General features: G+C 44.3%; 18 protein-coding genes, 2 tRNA genes and 1 pseudogene. 18 read left to right on the forward strand and 3 right to left on the reverse strand.

What is annotated here, in order from left to right; genetic code table 11:
• Positions 1-16: 16 nt before the first annotated feature.
• Together QNI08_RS21140 and QNI08_RS21145 are read left to right on the forward strand one after the other, a co-directional pair.
• Positions 17-403, forward strand: a complete 387-nt coding sequence (locus tag QNI08_RS21140; RefSeq protein ID WP_285769327.1) for an FtsB family cell division protein — start codon at positions 17-19, stop codon at positions 401-403.
• Positions 404-483: 80 nt separating this feature from the next.
• Positions 484-942, forward strand: a complete 459-nt coding sequence (locus tag QNI08_RS21145) for a S1 domain-containing RNA-binding protein (protein ID WP_061144015.1) — start codon at positions 484-486, stop codon at positions 940-942.
• Positions 943-1,105: 163 nt separating this feature from the next.
• On the opposite strand, the gene QNI08_RS21150 is transcribed toward QNI08_RS21145, so the two are convergent.
• Together QNI08_RS21150 and QNI08_RS21155 are read right to left on the reverse strand one after the other, a co-directional pair.
• Positions 1,106-1,177 (reverse strand) — tRNA-Glu (locus tag QNI08_RS21150).
• Between the two features lie 17 nt (positions 1,178-1,194).
• A tRNA-Met gene (locus QNI08_RS21155) sits at positions 1,195-1,268 on the reverse strand.
• Positions 1,269-1,596: 328 nt separating this feature from the next.
• Here QNI08_RS21155 and spoIIE point away from each other — a divergent pair.
• From spoIIE to lysS, 16 genes and pseudogenes are all read left to right on the forward strand, one after another.
• Positions 1,597-4,071, forward strand: coding sequence for a stage II sporulation protein E (gene spoIIE, locus QNI08_RS21160; protein WP_285769328.1), 2,475 nt, complete (start codon positions 1,597-1,599; stop codon positions 4,069-4,071).
• 193 nt (positions 4,072-4,264) lie between these two features.
• A pseudogene (locus QNI08_RS21165) lies at positions 4,265-5,005 on the forward strand (VWA domain-containing protein); the annotation flags it as partial.
• Entirely contained in the window at positions 4,974-5,954 is a 981-nt protein-coding gene (locus QNI08_RS21170) for a protein kinase domain-containing protein (RefSeq protein WP_285769344.1), read from the forward strand. The pseudogene QNI08_RS21165 and the gene QNI08_RS21170, both read left to right, overlap by 32 nt.
• A 94-nt stretch (positions 5,955-6,048) precedes the next feature.
• A complete protein-coding gene (gene tilS, locus QNI08_RS21175) occupies positions 6,049-7,443 on the forward strand; it encodes a tRNA lysidine(34) synthetase TilS (RefSeq protein ID WP_285769329.1) in 1,395 nt (464 codons plus the stop codon).
• A 32-nt stretch (positions 7,444-7,475) separates the two neighbouring features.
• Positions 7,476-8,015: a hypoxanthine phosphoribosyltransferase gene (hpt, locus tag QNI08_RS21180; protein ID WP_285769345.1), complete on the forward strand. Its 540-nt coding sequence runs from the start codon at positions 7,476-7,478 to the stop codon at positions 8,013-8,015.
• A gap of 117 nt (positions 8,016-8,132) precedes the next feature.
• Entirely contained in the window at positions 8,133-10,193 is a 2,061-nt protein-coding gene (gene ftsH / locus QNI08_RS21185) for an ATP-dependent zinc metalloprotease FtsH (protein WP_285769330.1), read from the forward strand.
• 159 nt (positions 10,194-10,352) lie between these two features.
• The gene (locus QNI08_RS21190; protein WP_285769331.1) at positions 10,353-11,132 is read left to right on the forward strand and encodes a type III pantothenate kinase; all 780 of its coding nucleotides are present in this window, start codon (positions 10,353-10,355) and stop codon (positions 11,130-11,132) included.
• A 36-nt stretch (positions 11,133-11,168) separates the two neighbouring features.
• On the forward strand, positions 11,169-12,050 hold the full coding sequence (gene hslO, locus QNI08_RS21195) for an Hsp33 family molecular chaperone HslO (RefSeq protein ID WP_285769332.1): 882 nt from the start codon (positions 11,169-11,171) through the stop codon (positions 12,048-12,050).
• A gap of 18 nt (positions 12,051-12,068) precedes the next feature.
• Entirely contained in the window at positions 12,069-12,965 is an 897-nt protein-coding gene (locus QNI08_RS21200) for a peptidyl-prolyl cis-trans isomerase (protein WP_285769333.1), read from the forward strand.
• Between the two features lie 128 nt (positions 12,966-13,093).
• Complete coding sequence (gene cysK / locus QNI08_RS21205) at positions 13,094-14,020, forward strand: cysteine synthase A (RefSeq protein WP_285769334.1); 927 nt, start codon at positions 13,094-13,096, stop codon at positions 14,018-14,020.
• Between the two features lie 157 nt (positions 14,021-14,177).
• Complete coding sequence (gene folP / locus QNI08_RS21210; protein ID WP_285769335.1) at positions 14,178-15,014, forward strand: dihydropteroate synthase; 837 nt, start codon at positions 14,178-14,180, stop codon at positions 15,012-15,014.
• Position 15,015: 1 nt separating this feature from the next.
• Positions 15,016-15,375 (forward strand): dihydroneopterin aldolase, encoded by a 360-nt coding sequence (gene folB, locus QNI08_RS21215; RefSeq protein ID WP_285769336.1) that lies wholly within the window; start codon positions 15,016-15,018, stop codon positions 15,373-15,375.
• 2 nt (positions 15,376-15,377) lie between these two features.
• The gene (gene folK, locus QNI08_RS21220) at positions 15,378-15,905 is read left to right on the forward strand and encodes a 2-amino-4-hydroxy-6-hydroxymethyldihydropteridine diphosphokinase (RefSeq protein WP_285769337.1); all 528 of its coding nucleotides are present in this window, start codon (positions 15,378-15,380) and stop codon (positions 15,903-15,905) included.
• On the forward strand, positions 15,857-16,069 hold the full coding sequence (locus QNI08_RS21225; protein ID WP_285769338.1) for a helix-turn-helix domain-containing protein: 213 nt from the start codon (positions 15,857-15,859) through the stop codon (positions 16,067-16,069). The genes folK and QNI08_RS21225 overlap by 49 nt, the downstream gene beginning before the upstream one ends.
• Positions 16,070-16,092: 23 nt before the next feature.
• A complete protein-coding gene (gene dusB / locus QNI08_RS21230) occupies positions 16,093-17,091 on the forward strand; it encodes a tRNA dihydrouridine synthase DusB (protein WP_285769339.1) in 999 nt (332 codons plus the stop codon).
• A 187-nt stretch (positions 17,092-17,278) separates the two neighbouring features.
• A complete protein-coding gene (gene lysS / locus QNI08_RS21235) occupies positions 17,279-18,778 on the forward strand; it encodes a lysine--tRNA ligase (RefSeq protein ID WP_285769346.1) in 1,500 nt (499 codons plus the stop codon).
• A gap of 136 nt (positions 18,779-18,914) precedes the next feature.
• On the opposite strand, the gene QNI08_RS21240 is transcribed toward lysS, so the two are convergent.
• A partial coding sequence (locus tag QNI08_RS21240; protein WP_285769340.1) for a hypothetical protein occupies positions 18,915-19,146 on the reverse strand: 232 nt, incomplete at its 5' end.

Raw genomic sequence — 19,146 nt, forward strand, 5'->3', positions numbered from 1 at the left:
AGAGGAGTGATAAAATATGAGTAGCCTTCGTAAAAGGAAAGTGGCAAAAATCGAAAATGCCTACGTCGCCCAACAAGAGAAAAAAGTACAAACCGTTGTGAAAAAGAGGCGCGGTCTGATGCGTAGACTGACTCTTTATTCAGTCTTTGCGGCTCTCTTTTTAATTTTGGCTGTTACTACCCTCATTACGCAAAATGCTGCACTTGATGAGAAAGTTCAACAGAAGAAGGAAATGCAAGTAAAGCTGGCAAAATTGGAAAAGGATGAAACCGTTCTTAAGGAAGAAATCGTAAAGCTTAATGACGATGATTATATTGCGAAAATAGCCAGACGCGATTATTTCTTATCGGACAAAGGTGAGATCATTTTTAACCTTCCAAAAGGAAAGGAAGATAGTGACTAATATTGACACTGTTTTTTTACTTTCGTTATAATATAGAAAGAAGAGATTTTTTAACATTTCTAAGGAGGAACATTTTTTTTATGTCAATCGAAGTAGGCAGCAAGTTACAAGGTAAAGTAACAGGCATAACTAATTTTGGTGCATTTGTAGAGCTCCCTCAAGGTTCGACTGGTCTCGTCCATATCAGTGAAGTGGCTGATAATTATGTCAAGGATATCAATGACCATTTAAAAGTGGGCGACACAGTTGAGGTGAAAGTCATCAATGTAGAAAAAGATGGCAAGATTGGCTTGTCCATAAAAAAAGCGATAGACCGTCCTGAAGGTGAGCAAAAACCTGCTTACACGCCACGTCCGCGCCAAGGAAGAGGGAATGACAGCCGTTCCAAAGACTTCCGCTCAAAAGGTAATAGTTTTCAGCCCAAGGAAAACTTTGAGCAAAAGATGGCAAAATTCTTAAAAGATAGCGAAGACCGCTTAACGACCCTCAAACGTAGCACCGAAACGAAACGGGGAGGTCGAGGAGGAAGACGCGGATAAAACTGCTGCTGAAAATAATAGTTTAGCAACTTTTCCTGTGAATACTTTCATAGTGTAGATAAAGGCAGGCAGTTTGCTTGTCTTCTTTTAATATAGAAGCACAAATGCCAAGAAAAGCGCCCCTGTACAATTGTGTGCAGGGGCGCTTTTCTTGGTTTTAGGATGACCCGTACGGGATTCGAACCCGTGTTACCGCCGTGAAAGGGCGGTGTCTTAACCGCTTGACCAACGGGCCACGAAAAAAAATAAGGATAGCGGCAGAGGGGATCGAACCCCCGACCTCACGGGTATGAACCGTACGCTCTAGCCAGCTGAGCTACGCCGCCATAATGGTAAGTGCTACTGAAGCACAAGATATATCTTACATTCGTGAAGAAAGAATGTCAACAAAAAAAATAAAGTTTGTGCCTATCCTGTTCTTGAAGTTTTATTCCCGTTATTTTCCGCAAAAATAACCTAAAAACTTTGCTTTTCTTCAATAAAAAAAGGAACGCGCGTTTCTGTATGGGTAAAAACGGGCCAAAAACCTGTATACAAATGCTTGTTCAAGAAGAATTTCGTCGAACGTTTTTCTTATCCGCTTTTAAAATTCTGACAAAAAAATGACAATGCCCTCTTTATAATAAAAATCACTAATACGAATGGGGTGTTGAAATGGAAAAAGTAGAAAGACCAATGATGGAACCACTTGGAGATGTTCAATTGAAAGAAGCGAAGGCAGGGGCCATCAATTGGATCCAGCAGCTGCAAATGAAATCGGAGGATCTATTCATAAAGAAAGGCATATCTTTAGCTATTATCGGTTTTTTATTAGGACGAGCATTGATCCTTTCGCAGCTGGCACCATTTGGACTCCCATTTTTCGCAGCGGTATTCCTTATGAGACGTGACAGGGCTCCGCTGGCTCTGCTCGGATTGATTGCAGGGGGGCTTACCGTACACTATTCCAACAGTTTAGTCATATTCGCATCGGCGTTCCTGCTCCTGCTTTTTCATAAGATCAAGAAGCCCGCCGTCGAAGGTCAATTCAAGACGATGTCGATGTACGTATTCGCTTCACTATTCCTGGTCAACCTGGCCGAGCAATATCTGGTATTCCGAACGATTCAGCTGTACGACCTGATGATGATCGGGGTGGAGGCGGGACTGGCCATGATATTGACCTTGATCTTCATACAGTCCATCCCGCTGCTGACGATCCGGACAAAATCCCAATCATTGAAAACGGAGGAAATCGTCAGTATCATCATCTTGCTTGCTTCGGTGATGACCGGAACGATCGGCTGGATGATATACGATCTCTCACTCGACCATATATTCTCGCGATACTTGGTTCTCCTATTCGGGCTGGCGGGAGGGGCCGCCATAGGCTCCACTGTTGGTGTAGTAACCGGATTGATCTTTTCCCTTGCAAGTGTAGCCAGTCTTTATCAAATGAGCCTGCTTGCCTTTTCGGGCCTGCTCGGGGGACTTCTTAAGGAGGGAAGGAAAATAGGGGTCGCTTGCGGCCTCTTGATCGCTACATTACTGATAGGTCTTTATGGCGAGGGCACCAACAATATAATGGTTACACTCTATGAATCACTTATTGCCGTGGCGTTATTTATATTGACGCCATCTTCGATCATCAACAAAATAGCGAAACATATACCGGGAACTGTTGAAAATTCAGATGAACAGCAGCAGTATGCCCGCAAGGTGAGGGATGTTACCGCTCAAAGGGTGGAACAATTCTCTCATGTATTCGAGGCGCTCTCGAATAGCTTTTCCCAGGTGGATGAGAGAGGGAGAATGGAGGAGGATGAAAAAGAATTCGATTACTTTTTAAGCAATGTAACGGAAAAGACATGCCAGCTCTGCTTTAAGAAGGAACAATGCTGGGCCAAAAACTTTAATACAACCTATGACGGGATGCAGGAAATCATGCTTCAATTAAGTGAAAATAATGGACAGCTCCCCCAAAAAACTGCGAAGGAATGGGGGAAATATTGTACTCGCGGGCCTCAAGTCATTGGTGCGATAGCCCAGGAGCTCACCTACTTCGAGGCAAACCAAAAGCTGAAAAGGCAGGTGAAGGAAAGCAGGAAACTAGTGGCGGATCAGCTGCGCGGCGTTTCTGCCGTGATGGATGATTTCGCCAAAGAAATTCAAAGGGAAAGGAAAAACCATCATTTACATGAGGAATCGATTATGGAGGCCATCCAGGAATTTGGCCTGCATATCGGTTACGTTGAAATATACAGTCTGGAGCAAGGGAATGTGGACATAGAGATGAGTGTCCCATACTGCCAGGGCAGGGGGGAATGTGAAAAACTCATAGCGCCCATGCTTTCCGACATTCTCGGCGAAACGATAGTCGTTCATTCAGAAGAATGCGCAACATATCCAAACGGGCAATGTGAGGTGATATTTAGGTCAGCAAAAAAATTCACGGTCGAAACGGGTGTGGCTCATGCTGCCAAGGGGGGAGGGCTTGTTTCGGGAGATAGTTATACGACCATGGAAATTGGCTGCGGTAAATTTGCCATAGCCATCAGTGATGGCATGGGAAATGGGGAAAGGGCCCATTTTGAAAGCACGGAAACGCTGAAGCTGCTGCAAAAATTCTTACAATCGGGAATAGAAGAAAAAATAGCCATTAAATCCGTAAACTCCGTTTTATCACTACGCACTACCGATGAAATTTTTTCAACGCTTGATTTAGCAATGATCGACCTTCAGGACGCAAAGGCTAAGTTTTTGAAAATCTGTTCGATACCGAGCTTCATAAAAAGGGGGGATAGAATCATAAAAATTGAATCGAGTAACCTTCCGATGGGAATCATCCAGGATTTTGATGTTGATGTTGTATCGGAGGAGCTGAAGGCGGGAGATATACTGATCATGATGAGCGATGGAGTGTTCGATGGGCCATCACATGTTGAAAATATCGAGTTCTGGCTTAAAAGAAAAATCAAAGAAATGGAGACGGACGATCCGCAGGAAATTTCTGATTTAATATTGGAAGAAGTCATACGGACGAAAGGGGTCATAGATGATGACATGACGGTGGTAACATCGAGAATAAAACACAATACGCCGAAATGGGCTTCAATCCCCGTTTCCCCAAAAAACAAAAAGGCTCAGTAGGGCATTTATATAAATCCAATTCGAATTAGGGAATGTGGTGATCGAACGGTGGACGGATAATAGGTAAGAAGATCGAATGCTAAAGGAAATTACCGTGACTCTAATTACTGTGACCTGCGTGCGTGTGTTCCTTGCGTATAAATTCCCCCTTTTTAGTCAATTATGGTAACAAGTTAAAAAGAAGGGAGAGCAAAACATGAAAGCAGGAACATTAAGACAGATTTTGCTTATTACCGACGGATGTTCGAATCATGGTGAGGAGCCATCTGCCATGGCTGAACTGGCAAGGGAGCAAGGCATAACCATCAATGTCATAGGGGTCATGGAAAATGATGTGATAGATGAAAAGGGACTGAAGGAAATAGAGAAGATTGCCGGATCGGGAGGCGGTGTAAGCCAAATCGTCTATGCCCAGCAGTTGTCCCAAACCGTGCAAATGGTGACCCAAAAGGCAATGACCCAAACCATACAGGGAGTTATCAATCGTGAACTTCAACAAATATTGGGAGATTCAAGCACGATAGAGGATCTCCCCCCGGAAAAACGAGGCGAAGTGATGGAGGTGGTCGACGAGCTTGGTGAAACAAGCAAGCTTGAGGTATTGATTCTTGTAGATACAAGTGCAAGCATGAAGCATAAGCTTCCAACAGTAAAAGATTCCTTATTAGACCTTTCCCTTAGCATGAACGCTAGAATGGGTGACAGCCGTTTTTCCGTATTCGTATTTCCTGGGAAAAGAAAGGATGTGGAAAAGCTACTGGATTGGACCCCAAACCTTGAAGCCCTGACGGCAACTTTTCCTAAGCTAAGCACAGGTGGACTCACTCCGACAGGTCCGGCCATTCGCGAAGCATTGACTTATTTCAATAAAAAACGTTCATTGAGGGGATTGTTATCACATGATGATGAACAATACTTTGAGGAATCAATGTAAACTCCAGCCTGGCAGCTCGATCATTGGAAAATGGAATAAAAACCAGTACAAAATCATCAAGGAATTAGGGTTTGGCGCCAACGGCATTGTTTATTTGGCAGAAAACAGGAATCGTCAGTATGCTCTTAAACTCAGTGATAATGGGACGTCCATTATATCCGAGATGAATATCCTAAAATCCTTTTCAAAGGTCCAGGGGTCTACCCTTGGACCTTCCTTTTTGGAGGCGGATGATTTCATCAAATCTGGAAAGCAGTTCCCCTTTTATGTCATGGAATATATCCATGGGCACGATTTTTTGCGTTTCATCGAAAAGAAGGGAGCGTCGTGGATCGGCGTGCTGATGCTCCAGCTTTTAACGAGTTTATCGGCCTTGCATGCCAATGGCTGGGTGTTTGGCGATTTAAAGCCCGAAAATTTGATCGTGACTTCCCCCGCCTATAAGGTGCGCTGCGTTGATGTAGGGGGAACGACCCTGATAGGGCGATCGGTCAAGGAATTCACCGAGTTCTTTGATAGAGGGTACTGGGGGCTTGGGTCGAGAAAGGCAGATCCGCAATATGACCTGTTCGCTGTGGCGATGATCATCATCAATTCAGCCTACCCTGGACGTTTCCATAAGAAAGGTGAGGGGTATAGTCAGCTAAAGGACTTGATAAAGCAGAAGAAGGAACTGCTCCCCTATAAAATGATGCTGGAAAAAGCGCTTCACGGAAAATACGGATCAGCGCTTCAGATGAGGGAGGATTTAGTTGCTGTGCTAAGTAAGCAAGGCCAACAGAAGAAAACGGGGACGGTCCAGGCAGCTGCAAAGCAGCCTGCGACAAGGCAGGCAAGAAGGTCCCAAAACCATTCCAATAAGAAACGGGGAGGACTTTTCGAAACTTGTTTGCTCGTTGCGATCATATCGATGCTCTATGTTCTTTACATATACGAACAGTTGTTATGATATAGTTATTACACGAATAACATGAAATAGTTGACACCATTTCCTGTTTTGAACCGTAGTAACTATTACCTGTCCATAAAAGAAGGAAGATTGTATGTTAAAAGAAAAAGTTCTCAGCACCATTCATAGACATGAATTGATCCATGAAAAAACGAAATTGCTCATAGGCGTATCCGGGGGTCCGGACTCAATGGTGCTCCTTCATATCCTGAAGGAAATTCAACCGCTTTTTCACTATGAGATGCTCGTTGCAAGTGTCGACCATATGTTCCGTGGTGAAGAATCTTATGAAGATTATCGATATGTCGAGAGAATTTGTGCTCGATGGGGCATCGCCTTTGAAGGTAAAAGGATTGATGTTCCTGCCAGGATGAAGGATACAGGGGAAAGCTCCCAAATTACGTCAAGAAAGCTGCGCTTTGCTTTCTATGAGGAAGTGATGGAAAAGCACCAGGCCGACACGCTTGTCCTGGGGCATCATGGAGATGATCAAATCGAAACGATGCTTATGCGGTTAACGAGGGGAGCTACGGGTAAGGCGCGGGCTGGCATCCCGATAAAGAGGCGCTTTCATACCGGGCTGCTGATCAGGCCATTACTCGAGGTCACGAAGTCGGAAATCGTGGAATATGCCGACCACCATCGAATCGAACCGAGATTCGACCCGAGCAACGACCAGGATGCTTATGTAAGGAATCGCTTCAGGCACGAAGTCCTTCCATTTTTAAAGCAGGAAAACAAAAAGGTCCATGAGCACTTTCAGCGCTTCAGTGAAGAGCTTTATGAAGATGAGGCATTTTTGCAGGACCTGGTTTCAAGTAAAATGTCCGGGGTTTGGATCGAGCAGGAAGAAGATCAAGCGGTTATTAAGATTGATGAGGTCCTCGCGATGCCTAAACCTTTACAAAGAAGGGCGATTCAACTAATATTAAATTATCTTTATTTGGAGAGACCTTCATCGCTTTCGGCATTACATATTGACCAACTTTTAGTTTTGTTTTTTAATCCTCAACCATCTGCAGAATTGCATCTTCCGGAGGGCTTGATTGCGGAAAAATCATATCAAACTTGCACCTTTCGATTTTTTCGTCCAAAAAGCCAAAAATATTCCCTTAAATTACAAATTCCCGGTGAGACTATTCTTCCGAATGGATATAAGATTAAAGCGCACTATATAAAAGAGGAAATTCCGGCAAATAGGGGTAACCATTCTTTTATAATTCCCGAAGCCGCTGTACAGCTTCCGCTTACCGTCCGAACAAGGAAGGAAGGCGAACGGATGGCAGTCAAGGGATTGGGCGGCACTAAAAAGTTGAAGGATATTTTCATTAATGAAAAAATCCCGATGCAGGAAAGAAATGTGTGGCCGGTCATCATCGATCAGGCGGGGATGGCCATTTGGCTTCCCGGTTTAAAGAAATCGGATGTTGAGCCGGATATGTTTTCTGATGAAACATCTTTAATCTACTTAGAATATAAAAAAGCTTAATTCTTCATGGGGGGCAATCAATTACAATGACCATGCAAAACGACATTGAAAAAGTGTTAATCACAGAGGAAGAACTTCAATCGAAAATCAAGGAACTGGGTGCACAGCTAGAAGCTGATTATCAAGGCAAGTTCCCGTTGGCCATCGGAGTGCTGAAAGGCGCGATGCCGTTTATGTCAGACCTGCTGAAGCGTGTGGATACACATCTTGAAATGGACTTCATGGATGTTTCGAGCTATGGCAACTCAACGGTATCTTCAGGAGAAGTGAAGATCATCAAGGACCTTGATACATCAGTGGAGGGCCGTGACATTTTAATCATCGAAGATATCATCGACAGCGGTTTAACACTTAGCTATCTTGCGGAATTGTTCCGTTACAGAAAAGCGAAATCAATAAAAATCGTCACCTTGTTGGATAAACCGTCAGGCCGGAAAGCGGATATCACTCCTGATTATGCCGGATTTATCGTTCCTGATGCATTCGTTGTCGGATACGGTCTGGATTTTGCCGAAAAATATCGCAATCTCCCGTATATTGGCATATTGAAGCCTGAAATTTACTCAAATTGATCGTACCCGTTTGAAAGAGAAGACCAGATTAAAACAGCGGTGTTAAATTATTGTAATTCTTTAATTTTGTATGATAGTATTTACTATAGTTTGTTTACCCGTGGGAGGAGGTAAGGGATGAATCGGATCTTCCGTAATACGATATTTTATTTACTGATCTTTTTGGTCATCATTGGGATTGTAAGCATCTTTAATAATAACAATGAACCAAACGTAAAAATGACCCAAGATGAATTCTATAAGCATTTGGAGAGTGGTGACGTTACATCACTTACGATGCAGCCAGAAAGCAGTGTCTTTGAAATCACCGGGAAGCTCAAAGGTTATGAAGATAACAAGAACTTCGTGACGTACGTGCCATTCAGTGAATATGCGCAAAGCAGGATCAATGATGCTGTAAACAAGCTGGGTAAAGACATCATCACTGTCGAGCCTCCAGAAAAGACAAGTGGCTGGGTGACATTTTTCACCTCCATCATTCCATTTGTAATCATTTTTATCCTCTTCTTCTTTTTACTTAACCAAGCTCAAGGGGGCGGCGGCGGCCGCGTCATGAATTTCGGGAAAAGTAAGGCGAAATTGTATAATGATGATAAGAAAAAAGTTCGCTTCAATGATGTTGCCGGAGCGGATGAAGAAAAGCAGGAACTTGTCGAGGTCGTCGAATTCTTGAAAGACCCTCGCAAATTCGCGGAGCTTGGAGCGCGGATTCCTAAAGGGGTGCTCTTGGTCGGGCCTCCTGGTACAGGTAAAACTTTACTTGCACGGGCTGTGGCCGGTGAAGCAGGAACTCCTTTCTTCTCGATCAGCGGTTCCGATTTCGTTGAGATGTTCGTCGGTGTCGGTGCATCCCGTGTTCGGGATTTATTCGAGAATGCCAAGAAAAATGCACCATGCATCATCTTCATCGATGAAATTGATGCAGTCGGACGTCAGCGTGGGGCCGGCCTTGGCGGCGGTCATGACGAACGTGAACAAACATTGAATCAATTGCTCGTTGAAATGGATGGATTCGGCGGCAATGAAGGCATCATCATCATAGCTGCGACTAACCGTGCCGATGTATTGGATCCGGCATTGTTGCGTCCAGGTCGTTTTGACCGTCAAATTACGGTTGGCCGCCCGGATGTCAAGGGCCGTGAAGAAGTGCTGAAAGTGCATGCCCGCAATAAACCGTTGGCTGAAACCGTCGATTTGAAGGCGATCGCCCAGCGCACACCAGGATTTTCCGGGGCCGATCTTGAAAACTTGCTTAATGAAGCGGCACTTGTGGCTGCCCGTCAGGACAAGAAGAAGATTGACATGTCCGACCTGGATGAAGCTTCGGATCGCGTCATTGCCGGACCTGCCAAGAAAAACCGTGTCATTTCCAAGAAGGAACGCAATATTGTTGCATGGCATGAAGCCGGCCATACAATCATCGGTCTGGTCCTTGATGATGCCGAAGTCGTCCATAAGGTTACGATTGTTCCGCGTGGTCAAGCTGGAGGATATGCAGTGATGCTTCCGAAAGAAGATCGTTTCTTCATGACTGAGCCAGAATTGAAAGATAAAATCGTCGGACTATTGGGTGGACGTGTTTCCGAGGAAGTTACATTCGGAGAAGTGAGCACCGGGGCGCATAATGATTTCCAGCGTGCAACGGGCATAGCTCGCAGCATGGTCATGGAATATGGCATGAGCAAACTTGGACCGCTTCAGTTCGGCAATTCCCAAGGTCAGGTCTTCCTAGGCCGCGATTTCAATAATGATCAGAATTATTCAGATGCGATTGCCTATGAAATCGATCTTGAAATCCAACGCATCATCAAGGAAGCATACGAAAGATGTAAGAAGATCCTTACTGAAAATCGTGAGAAACTTGATTTGATTGCCAGAACCTTGCTTGAAGTGGAAACACTTGATGCAGAGCAAATCAGAAGTCTATTCCACAACGGTAAATTGCCAGATCGCGATTATACCGCTCTGAATGGCAATTTATCTAATGATGAGAATGTTAAAGTGAACATCAATACGAAAAAGGAAGAAAAAGAGGCCCTTTTGGATCCATTGGATAAAAGGGGACCCGAAGACCTTGAAATAACGGAGGAAGGGCTTAATACACCTCCAATCAATGAAGGGGCTCCTCAAGATAAGCCGCTTTCCTTCCCTAACGAAGATGACAATAAAAAGTCTTAATCCGACTAATAGAAAAGGGTATTTCCGCCTCGGAAATACCCTTTTCTTAACCCTTTAACGGGACTGGGCTTTTATTGGCTTTGGAAAAGTGTGACTATTAGCGATTGAAAAAACAGTGTGGTATGATGTTGGAGAATAATTTACCGGAGTGATGAAACGATGATTTTTGTATTGGATGTTGGAAATACGAATATAGTATTAGGCGTATACGATGAAGATATTTTAAAATATCATTGGCGAATCGAGACTAGCCGCCATAAGACGGAAGATGAATATGGAATGGTCATAAAGTCTTTGCTGCAACATGAAGGTCTTTCGTTTGATCAATTCGATGGAATCATAATCTCTTCGGTAGTTCCGCCAATCATGTTTGCGCTGGAACGTATGTGCAAGAAGTACTTTGACATTAAACCGCTGATAGTGGGACCAGGAATTAAAACTGGATTGAATATTAAATATGAAAATCCCCGTGAAGTGGGTGCGGACCGAATCGTTAATGCCGTTGCAGGCATTCAGGAGTATGGAAGCCCTCTCATTATCGTGGATTTTGGCACGGCAACGACCTATTGCTATATAAACGAAGATAAACAATACATGGGCGGCGCCATTGCCCCTGGTATCAACATATCTACAGAAGCGCTTTATTCTAAAGCTGCCAAACTTCCTAGGATAGAAATCAGCCGGCCGGAAGGCATCATTGGGAAGAATACGGTATCGGCCATGCAGGCTGGGATATTATATGGATACGTTGGACAGGTGGAAGGAATCGTCAACCGGATAAAGGAGCAAAGTAATCTGGAGCCAACCGTTATCGCAACAGGTGGATTGGCGGCTTTGATTGCCAATGAGTCCACTGTGATTGATGTCGTTGAACCATTTTTGACCTTGAAGGGCTTGCAGCTGATCTATAAACGTAATCGTGAACAGGTGAAGAAATAAAGAGTATGTACAGACAACATGGAAGGAGCAATAAATATGAAGGATTATCTAGTCAAGGCGTTAGGCTATGAGGGACAAGTTCGGGCGTATGCCGTTTCAACAACTGATACCGTAGGAGAGGCGCAAAGACGTCATTATACATGGCCTACTGCCTCGGCAGCACTCGGCCGTGCAATGACGGCGGGCGTGATGATGGGCGGCATGTTGAAAGGTGAGGAAAAGCTGACGATCAAAATTGAAGGTGGCGGTCCGATTGGATCGATCCTGGTCGATAGCAATGCAAAGGGAGAAGTTCGTGGATATGTCACGCATCCGCAAACTCATTTTGATTTGAATGAACACGGAAAGCTTGATGTCAGGAAAGCGGTGGGAACCGAGGGTCTGCTGACCGTCGTCAAGGATATAGGCCTGCGTGATCACTTCTCAGGGCAAGTACCGCTTGTTTCAGGAGAATTAGGCGAGGATTTCACGTATTACTTCGCCACTTCCGAACAGGTGCCGTCGTCTGTTGGCGTTGGCGTTCTGGTAAATCCGGATAATTCGATTCTTGCCGCGGGTGGATTCATCATTCAATTGCTGCCTGGCACATCCGATGAAACGATCTCCAAAATCGAGAGTCGCTTAAGCACAATCGACCCTGTTTCCAAAATGATACAAAGAGGCTTGACGCCAGAAGAAATCTTAACGGAAATCTTAGGTGAGGGCAATGTGAACATATTAGAAAAGATGGATGTCCAATTTTCCTGTCAATGCTCAAGGGAGAGAATTGCGAATGCATTGATCAGTCTTGGGAAAGATGAAATTCGGGATATCATCGAGACAGAAGGAAAAGCTGAGGCGCAGTGCCATTTTTGTAATGAAACCTACCAATTCTCGAAAGAAGATCTCGAGGAACTGGAAGCAGAAACAGAAAAATAATTGACGGAGGAAAAGGTCTTGCCTAAACAAAAGCTTCGGGCGATTATTGCCGGTCTTGCCGTGTTAAACCTTTTGACTATCATTTTCTTTGTCATAAAACCAATGATCATCTCTAAATCCGTCATAGGAGGGGAGACGGCCGCCAAGGTTGGATCCAAGAATATTTCCCGGGAAGCATGGATTAATGAACTTGAAACGAGATATGGAGAAGATGTATTGGAGGAAATGGTGGATAAAGAGGTAGTGAAGCAGGCAGCAGAAAAATACAAAGTGAAAATTTCGGATAAAGAGGTTGACCGGGAACTTAAAATGATGAAGACGATGTATGGAGCTGCGGGTCAGACCCTTAATAAAAGCACCGATCAATTGAGGCAGGAGGTTCAGTCAAGCCTTCTGCTCGAGAAGCTCCTCACCAAGGATGTCTCTGTCTCGGGAACTGTCATGGAGAAATACTATGATGATAACAAGGATATCTATCGCATCCCCACTACCTATCATATATCCCATATTACCACGTCCACGAAAAAACAGGCGGACAGGATCAGGCGTGAGTTGGCGAAAGGCGTCTCGTTTGAGGTATTGGCGATGGAAAAATCCCTTGATGAATTCACGGCCAATCAGGGAGGGGACATGGGGTATATATCACAGGATAACGAGCAGGTTCCCAAGGAATATATTGAAGCTGCAAAAAAATTAAAGGTGAATGAGTGGAGTGAGGCGGTCAAGACGGAAGATGGCTGGGCAGTCCTCTATCTGCATGAAAAAATTAAGGGCAAACAATATGATTACGAAGAAGTCAAAGACAAGATACATCGCCAAATAGCTCTTGAACAGATTCAGGCACCGGTATCCGGGAAGACTTTCTGGGATGAATTCGATGTGGAATGGTTTTACGGATTAAAGGAACAAAAGTAGTTCGGTCGATATGTAAGAAAATTTAGAATATAATAGATAATCATTGACAATGAACTAATGAAACTGGTAACTTTAAATAATAAAACCAACAAAAATACTCGGTATTGAAATGATGAGGAGTGGAGAAAATGGCACGTATAGCTAATTCTGTAATCGATTTGATTGGGCAAACACCTATCGTGAAGCTGAACAAGCTTCAACCTGAAAACAGTGCAGATATTTATCTGAAACTTGAGTACTTTAACCCAGGCAGCAGTGTAAAAGACCGCATCGCCCTTGCGATGATCGAAGCGGCGGAGAAAAACGGTACCCTTAAGCCGGGTGATACGATCATTGAACCTACTAGCGGAAACACGGGGATCGGCCTTGCGATGGTAGCCGCAGCCAAGGGGTATAAATCAATTCTCGTTATGCCGGAAACCATGAGCCTCGAACGCCGTAATTTACTTCGTGCTTATGGAGCGGAGTTAGTTCTGACTCCTGGACCTGAAGGAATGAAGGGTGCCATTGCCAAGGCAACGGAGCTGTCTAAGGAAAAAGGCTATTTCATTCCGCAGCAATTCGAGAATGTGGCCAATCCTGAGGTTCATCGTAACACTACAGGTCCTGAAATCGTCGAAGCCTTTGGTGATGAAGGCCTGGATGCTTTTGTGGCCGGTATCGGTACGGGAGGGACGATCACTGGTGCAGGGGAAGTGCTTCGCGAGAAATATCCTGAGATCAAGATTTATGCAGTCGAGCCAGCAGATTCCCCAGTATTATCCGGAGGAAACCCGGGGCCGCATAAAATTCAAGGAATTGGCGCCGGTTTTGTCCCGAGTATTCTCAATACAGACCTTTATGATGAAATCATTCAGGTCAATACCGAGGAATCATTCGATTACGCCCGCCGTGCAGCTAAAGAGGAGGGAATCCTTGGTGGGATTTCTTCCGGAGGGGCCATTGCGGCAGCGATTAAAGTGGCTGAAAGATTGGGGAAAGGCAAAAAGGTCCTGGCTATCATTCCAAGTAATGGTGAAAGGTACTTAAGCACACCGCTATATAACTTTGAGTAATACGTACGTTAGCTGAGAAGCAAAGTCCCCGGGGGCTTTGCTCTTCTTTTTGTAGAAAAGCCTTACGCACCGCCAATCTACTTTGATGGCTTGCGCTATGCGTGTGTAAATGGGTAAACTCTTAATATAGATTTCTTTAGGCGAAGGAGAACATTGGATGTCAATAGCAGGAGCGTCAAAACTTATATGCGGTTCATTTGAATTGGATTACAGCAAGAAAACCTTAATTATGGGGATTTTGAATGTAACGCCTGACTCGTTCTCGGATGGCGGGAAATATAATCGGGTGGATGCCGCTTTGAAGCATGCGGAACGGATGGTGAACGATGGTGCGGATATTCTTGACATAGGTGGAGAGTCCACCCGTCCAAACTATGAGAGGATAACGGATGAGGAGGAGATAGAAAGGGTAGCACCAATCATTGAGGCGATTTCCCGGAATATCGAAATTCCGATATCGATCGATACGTATAAATCAAAGGTAGCCAAGGAAGCCGTTAAGGCAGGAGCTCATATATTGAATGACATTTGGGGGGGCAAAGCCGATTCCTCGATGGCTAAGGTTGCGGCGGAGTTTGGTGTGCCGATTATTTTGATGCATAATAGGGATAATATGGAGTATGGTCATTTCATCCGGGATGTTTTCCAGGACCTATACGAAAGCGTCCTGCTCGTTAAGCGTGCTGGCGTCAAGGAAGAGAATATCATCCTTGATCCGGGCATTGGCTTTGCAAAAGATTTGAAGTTTAATTTGGAAATGATGAGGAATCTTGATAAGCTTGTGGCACTAGGCTACCCTGTACTGCTTGCAACATCGAGAAAGTCCATGATCGGGCATGTTCTCGATTTACCTCCAGGTGAGCGGTTGGAGGGTACCGCCGCTACAATCTGCCATGGAATTCAACAGGGCTGCCATATGGTTCGGGTGCATGACGTAAAGGAAATGGCGCGAACTGCAAAAATGATGGATGCACTTTTAGGAAAAGGTGAATGAGATGGATAAGATTTTCGTGAATAAAATGGAGTTTTATGGATATCATGGTGTATTTTCCGAAGAAACGAAGCTTGGTCAGCGGTTTAAAGTCGACCTTATCGTCGAGACCGATTTAGCCAAGGCTGGGAAAAGTGACGATTTAAAAGACTCGATTAACTACGGCGAGTTATATGAATTGTGTAAAGGTATAGTTGAGGGGAAGCCTTTTAAATTGGTGGAGGCGGTTGCTGAGAAGATCGCTTCTGAACTGCTTGGTGTATATCCTTCTATTGAGAGCTGCACGGTCAAAGTATATAAACCCGATCCCCCTATAGCGGGACACTATGACTCGGTAGCCATAGAGATTGTGAGAGGACGCTGATTGTGGTGAATATTGCTTACCTTTCAATAGGTTCGAACTTGGGTGATCGTCTCAATACTTTCCGGAGGGCTTTCCAATTATTGACTGAAAATCCTCGTGTCACGTTGGCTGCATGCTCTTCCTTTTATGAAACCGATCCGGTAGGTTATGCTGAACAGGACTGTTTTTTAAATGCTGTGCTTAAGGTGGAAACCGACTTGCGACCACACGAATTGCTTCGTGCTTGTATGCAGATCGAGCAAGAATTAGGAAGGAAAAGGGAGATCAGGTGGGGTCCCCGCACTTTGGACCTTGACATTTTGTTATATAATCACGAAAATATTGAGACAGAGATGCTTTCGGTCCCGCACCCTCGTATGCACGAGAGGGCGTTTGTTATCGTGCCTTTAATGGAAGTGGACCCCGATATTAGGCTTCCGCACATGCATACACCTTTGAGTGACTTGCTTGAACAGATTCCGGATAAAGAAGGAGTTCGATTATGGAAGGTGAAAAATGGGGAAGGCGCATTCGCGCTTTTCGAAAGTTAAAGGGTTATACACAGGAAGGTTTTGCGAAAGAAATAGGCGTTTCCGTATCCTTGCTTGGTGAAGTCGAAAGGGGGAATCGCAACCCTTCAGAGGCATTTTTAATGGAAGTGGCGGACATTCTTCATGTTTCCATCGAAGAGCTTCAACCACCTGAGGATAAATGAGCGATTGTTATAGGAGGTCACACGTGTTAAAAATAGGTGATATAGAAATGAAGAATCCGGTAGTGCTGGCACCGATGGCAGGAGTCTGTAACTCGGCATTCCGCTTGACAGTCAAGGAGTTCGGCGCTGGCCTGGTTTGTGCGGAGATGGTCAGTGACAAGGGAATCGTTCTTCAAAATGCCAAAACGATGAATATGCTTTATATAGATGAAAGGGAGAAGCCGTTAAGCTTGCAAATCTTTGGCGGTGAAAAGAAATCCTTGGTCGAAGCTGCTCAATTCGTGGATAAGAATACAAATGCCGACATCATTGATATCAATATGGGCTGCCCTGTCCCGAAAATCACGAAGTGTGACGCTGGGGCGAAATGGCTCCTCGACCCGAATAAAATTTATGAGATGGTTTCTGCTGTTGTTGATGCTGTCGACAAGCCAGTAACCGTGAAAATGCGTATTGGCTGGGATGAAGAACATGTATTTGCGATTGAAAATGCTCAAGCAGTTGAACGCGCTGGTGGTAAGGCGGTCTCCATGCATGGGAGAACCAGGGTCCAAATGTATGAAGGAAAAGCTAACTGGGACATCATTCGTGAAGTGAAGAAATCAATTAATATTCCCCTTATCGGGAATGGAGATGTGGAAACGCCGCAGGATGCTGAACGCATGCTGCAGGAAACCGGAGTAGACGGTGTCATGATCGGCCGTGCAGCCTTAGGAAACCCATGGATGATTTACCGGACAGTGAAGTATTTGGAAACAGGTCAATTGATGGATGAACCTACAGTCCGGGAAAAGATGGATGTATGTGTCCTTCACATGGATCGTCTGATTGCATTGAAAAATGAGTACGTCGCCGTTCGTGAAATGCGCAAGCATGCTTCATGGTACCTAAAAGGTGTTAAAGGGAATGCCAAGGCTCGCAAAGGGATTAACGATTGTGAAACAAGGGAAGATGTCGTGAGCCTCCTTTATGGGATGGTCGATGAAATTGAAGCGAAGGAAATGAACATCCAAATGGTATGATATTGACTTCGCCCTCTTGTTTTCCTATAATACGCATAGCTTAAACTGCCAGTGAACCTGGCAGTTTTTATATATACATAAAGAAGTTTTTAAGATAAAAAGCTGTTGAATTCGTCTACTTTATGTAAGAATAAATACGTATGCAAAAGAAATGTTGATTAATTATATAAAGCACTTATCAATAAAGATGGAGATGATTTTCGTGAGTCATGAAGAATTGAATGATCAATTGCAAGTAAGACGCGATAAAATGCAGGCAATGATTGATAATGGACAAGATCCTTTCGGAAGCAGATTCGAGCGCACACATAGCGCCCAGGAGCTAGTTCGCACCTATGGTGAATTGGAAAAAGAAGAGCTCGAGGAAAAAGAAATCGAGGTTACCATCGCAGGGCGTGTCATGACCAAGCGTGGAAAGGGGAAAGCGGGATTTGCCCACATCCAGGATATTAGCGGCCAAATTCAAATCTACGTTCGTTTAGACAATATAGGTGAAGACTCTTACCAGATCTTCAACCAAACCGATCTTGGCGATATCGTTGGGGTCACTGGCGTGATTTTCAAAACGAAGGTTGGAGAGCTTTCCATTAAAGCGATTGATTATGTGTTCCTTTCTAAAGCCCTTCGACCGTTGCCTGACAAATTCCATGGCCTCAAGGATGTGGAAGAGCGCTATCGGAAACGCTATGTTGATTTAATTACGAATGAGGAAAGCAAGAACACGTTGATCATGCGCAGCCGCATCGTACAAGCCATGAGACGATATTTGGATGATCATGGATACCTGGAAGTGGAAACGCCGCTTTTGCATTCCGTTGCTGGCGGAGCTGCTGCACGTCCTTTCCTTACTCACCATAACGCTTTGGATATGCCTTTGAATTTAAGGATTGCCATCGAGCTTCATCTGAAACGCCTGATTGTTGGAGGATTAGAAAAGGTTTATGAAATTGGCCGGGTTTTCCGTAATGAAGGAGTTTCGACAAGGCATAATCCGGAATTCACTCTGATTGAATTGTACGAAGCCTATGCCGATTACAAGGACATCATGAGCTTAACGGAAAATTTGATTGCCCATATAGCTCAAGAGGTTTTGGGTACGACAACCATCCAATATGGCGAATATGAAATCGAATTGAAACCGGAATGGAAACGACTTCACATGGTCGACGCCGTAAAGGAATATACGGGTGTGGACTTCTGGGCTGACATGAGTAAAGAAGAAGCGCAGCAACTTGCCAAAGATCATGGAATCGAAATAAAAGACTCCATGGAGTTCGGCCATATCGTGAACGAGTTCTTTGAACAGAAAGTGGAGGATAAATTAATTCAGCCTACTTTCATTTACGGACATCCGGTGGAAATTTCCCCGTTGGCAAAGAAAAATCCGGAGGATGCTCGTTTTACCGATCGATTTGAGTTATTCATAGTGGGCAGGGAGCATGCAAATGCATTCACGGAACTTAATGATCCTATTGATCAGCGTCAACGCTTTGAAGCTCAATTGAAAGAACGCGAGCAAGGAAATGATGAAGCCCATGAAATGGACGAGGATTTCTTGGAAGCACTAGAATACGGAATGCCGCCAACCGGCGGATTGGGAATTGGTGTTGACCGTCTCGTCATGTTATTGACCAATTCACCTTCCATACGTGACGTTCTGTTATTCCCATTAATGAGACATCGCTAATTAACTAGATGAAGCAATGATTACAGACCGAATTCGGGATGTTGGGATCCACAAGGTGTAGCCTGTGGATTGCGGCAAACCTAATTCGGTTTTTGTTTTTCAATTATAGTTTCGTGTCATTTGAATGGTTGTGTTTTCAGGGTAAAAAGAAAATCAATATTATTTCGAAAAAACTTAACAAAAGGTATTGCGCAGTTAACGTAATGGTGTTATATTTATATCTGTCGTTACGAACGAGTTGCAAACGAATTACAAACTTTAAAAAGTTTTTAAAAAGTTGTTGACTTGAAGTGATGAAAATGATATTATAAATAAGCTGTTTCGAAAGACATTGCTCTTTGAAAACTGAACAAAACAAAGCGCCAACG

Source organism: Peribacillus folii, assembly GCF_030271255.1.
Classification (GTDB): Bacteria; Bacillota; Bacilli; order Bacillales; family DSM-1321; genus Peribacillus.

What these genes read in the sequence shown, in the direction of transcription:
- hpt (WP_285769345.1), top strand. Translation starts at nt 7,476, where the DNA reads ATGCAAAACGACATTGAAAAAGTGTTAATCACAGAGGAAGAACTTCAA.
- QNI08_RS21140 (WP_285769327.1), top strand. Translation starts at nt 17, where the DNA reads ATGAGTAGCCTTCGTAAAAGGAAAGTGGCAAAAATCGAAAATGCCTAC.
- QNI08_RS21190 (WP_285769331.1), top strand. Translation starts at nt 10,353, where the DNA reads ATGATTTTTGTATTGGATGTTGGAAATACGAATATAGTATTAGGCGTA.
- tilS (WP_285769329.1), top strand. Translation starts at nt 6,049, where the DNA reads ATGTTAAAAGAAAAAGTTCTCAGCACCATTCATAGACATGAATTGATC.
- folP (WP_285769335.1), top strand. Translation starts at nt 14,178, where the DNA reads ATGTCAATAGCAGGAGCGTCAAAACTTATATGCGGTTCATTTGAATTG.
- lysS (WP_285769346.1), top strand. Translation starts at nt 17,279, where the DNA reads ATGGAGATGATTTTCGTGAGTCATGAAGAATTGAATGATCAATTGCAA.
- QNI08_RS21225 (WP_285769338.1), top strand. Translation starts at nt 15,857, where the DNA reads ATGGAAGGTGAAAAATGGGGAAGGCGCATTCGCGCTTTTCGAAAGTTA.
- spoIIE (WP_285769328.1), top strand. Translation starts at nt 1,597, where the DNA reads ATGGAAAAAGTAGAAAGACCAATGATGGAACCACTTGGAGATGTTCAA.
- ftsH (WP_285769330.1), top strand. Translation starts at nt 8,133, where the DNA reads ATGAATCGGATCTTCCGTAATACGATATTTTATTTACTGATCTTTTTG.
- QNI08_RS21170 (WP_285769344.1), top strand. Translation starts at nt 4,974, where the DNA reads ATGATGAACAATACTTTGAGGAATCAATGTAAACTCCAGCCTGGCAGC.
- hslO (WP_285769332.1), top strand. Translation starts at nt 11,169, where the DNA reads ATGAAGGATTATCTAGTCAAGGCGTTAGGCTATGAGGGACAAGTTCGG.
- cysK (WP_285769334.1), top strand. Translation starts at nt 13,094, where the DNA reads ATGGCACGTATAGCTAATTCTGTAATCGATTTGATTGGGCAAACACCT.
- folB (WP_285769336.1), top strand. Translation starts at nt 15,016, where the DNA reads ATGGATAAGATTTTCGTGAATAAAATGGAGTTTTATGGATATCATGGT.
- QNI08_RS21145 (WP_061144015.1), top strand. Translation starts at nt 484, where the DNA reads ATGTCAATCGAAGTAGGCAGCAAGTTACAAGGTAAAGTAACAGGCATA.